Source organism: Flavobacterium fructosi, assembly GCF_042787335.1.
In the GTDB taxonomy this organism is placed as follows: domain Bacteria; phylum Bacteroidota; class Bacteroidia; order Flavobacteriales; family Flavobacteriaceae; genus Flavobacterium; species Flavobacterium fructosi.
The window spans coordinates 1-2,909 of sequence record NZ_JBHZQA010000030.1 but is presented as its reverse complement, the minus strand read 5'-3'; the positions used below and the strand labels follow the sequence as shown (position 1 = coordinate 2,909).

Genomic DNA, 2,909 nt, shown 5'->3' with positions numbered 1-2,909 from the left:
ACGACCCTTAAAAGAAATCTCATCTTGTGGTGGGTTTCGCGCTTATATGCTTTCAGCGCTTATCCCTTCCAAACGTAGCTACTCTGCGATGCCACTGGCGTGACAACAGATACACTAGAGGTTTGTCCAATTCGGTCCTCTCGTACTAGAATCAGATCCACTCAAATTTCTTGCGCCCACAGTAGATAGAGACCGAACTGTCTCACGACGTTCTGAACCCAGCTCGCGTGCCACTTTAATGGGCGAACAGCCCAACCCTTGGGACCTTCTCCAGCCCCAGGATGTGACGAGCCGACATCGAGGTGCCAAACCCCCCCGTCGATATGAGCTCTTGGGGGAGATCAGCCTGTTATCCCCGGCGTACCTTTTATCCTTTGAGCGATGGCCCTTCCATGCGGAACCACCGGATCACTATGCTCTACTTTCGTACCTGATCGACCTGTATGTCTCTCAGTCAAGCTCCCTTATGCCATTGCACTCTACGCACGGTTACCAAGCGTACTGAGGGAACCTTTAGAAGCCTCCGTTACTCTTTTGGAGGCGACCACCCCAGTCAAACTACCCACCAAGCAATGTCCCCCGCAAAACGGGGTTAGGCCTCAGACAAACAAAGGGTTGTATTTCAACAATGACTCCACAACGCCTAGCGACGCCACTTCACAGTCTCCAACCTATCCTACACATCATTTGTCCAAGGTCAATACTAAGCTATAGTAAAGGTGCACAGGGTCTTTTCGTCCCACTGCGGGTAAGCGGCATCTTCACCGCTACTACAATTTCACCGAGCTCATGGCTGAGACAGTGTCCAGATCGTTACACCATTCGTGCAGGTCGGAACTTACCCGACAAGGAATTTCGCTACCTTAGGACCGTTATAGTTACGGCCGCCGTTTACTGGGGCTTCATTTCAATGCTTCTCCGAAGATAACATCTCCACTTAACCTTCCAGCACCGGGCAGGTGTCAGGCCCTATACTTCATCTTACGATTTTGCAGAGCCCTGTGTTTTTGATAAACAGTCGCCTGGACCTCTTCACTGCGGCCAGCATTGCTGCTGGCGACCCTTCTCCCGAAGTTACGGGTCTATTTTGCCTAATTCCTTAGCCATGAATCTCTCGAGCACCTTAGGATTCTCTCCTCGACTACCTGTGTCGGTTTGCGGTACGGGTACTTATTACCTGAAGTTTAGAGGTTTTTCTTGGAAGCCCTTAGGCGCACTATCTCTTCAACCGAAGTCTCCGAGTACTATCGTATTTCCCCAAGCCGCGTGGATTTGCCTGCGCAGCTTATAGGTAGGTACTTCAACGAACTATTCCGTCAGTTCGCGGCGCTTTCATCACTCCGTCACCCCATCACAGTAATAACTAGTACGGGAATATTAACCCGTTGTCCATCGACTGTCCCTTTCGGGTTCGCCTTAGGTCCCGACTAACCCACAGCTGATTAGCATAGCTGTGGAAACCTTAGTCTTTCGGTGTGCGGGTTTCTCGCCCGCATTATCGTTACTTATGCCTACATTTTCTTTTCTCACCGGTCCAGCATACCTTACGATACACCTTCTACCCTGTGAGAATGCTCCCCTACCACTTAGAGTAAACTCTAAATCCATAGCTTCGGTAATATACTTATGCCCGATTATTATCCATGCTCGTCCGCTCGACTAGTGAGCTGTTACGCACTCTTTAAATGAATGGCTGCTTCCAAGCCAACATCCTAGCTGTCTGGGCAGACAAACCTCGTTCTTTCAACTTAGTATATATTTGGGGACCTTAGCTGATGGTCTGGGTTCTTTCCCTCTCGGACTTGGACCTTAGCACCCAAGCCCTCACTGTTATGAAACATTATATAGCATTCGGAGTTTGTCAGGAATTGGTAGGCGGTGAAGCCCCCGCATCCAATCAGTAGCTCTACCTCTATATAACTTTACGCATAACGCTGCACCTAAATGCATTTCGGGGAGTACGAGCTATTTCCGAGTTTGATTGGCCTTTCACCCCTACCCACAGGTCATCCGAAGACTTTTCAACGTCAACCGGTTCGGACCTCCACACTGTGTTACCAGCGCTTCATCCTGCCCATGGGTAGATCACACGGTTTCGCGTCTAACACTACTGACTAAAGCGCCCTATTCAGACTCGCTTTCGCTACGGATCCGTGGCTTAACCACTTATCCTTGCCAGCAACGTTAACTCGTAGGCTCATTATGCAAAAGGCACGCCGTCACCCCACGAAAGGGCTCCGACCGCTTGTAAGCGTATGGTTTCAGGATCTATTTCACTCCGTTATTCACGGTTCTTTTCACCTTTCCCTCACGGTACTGGTTCACTATCGGTCTCTCAGGAGTATTTAGCCTTAGCGGATGGTCCCGCCAAATTCAGACAGGATTTCTCGTGTCCCGCCCTACTCAGGATACCACTATCTATTATACTCATTACTTATACAGGGCTATCACCTTCTTTGGCCCTACTTTCCAGTAGATTCTAATTCTTTGTACATAAAATGTCGTGGTCCTACAACCCCAATATTGCCGTAACAACATTGGTTTGGGCTAATCCGCGTTCGCTCGCCACTACTTACGGAATCACTTTTGTTTTCTTCTCCTCCGCCTACTTAGATGTTTCAGTTCAGCGGGTTTGCCCACCTATCGGTGTACTATGTCTTCAACATAGTGGGTTGCCCCATTCGGGTATCTACGGATCAATTCGTGTGTGCCAATCCCCGTAGCTTTTCGCAGCTTATCACGCCCTTCATCGCCTCTGAGAGCCAAGGCATCCCCCATACGCCCTTATTTTGCTTATTGTACCAACACATTAATTAAAACATGCCGTTTCTTCTACTAAATATAAATATCTAATAGAAAATGCTTTCTACTTTTTATTATTTTCTTATCTCAATATGTCAATGAACTTT

General features: G+C 48.4%; 1 rRNA gene. It reads right to left on the bottom strand.

From position 1 onward, the window contains the following. A 23S ribosomal RNA gene (locus tag ACFX5D_RS16195) occupies positions 1-2,798 on the bottom strand; the annotation flags it as partial. Positions 2,799-2,909 lie beyond the last annotated feature (111 nt).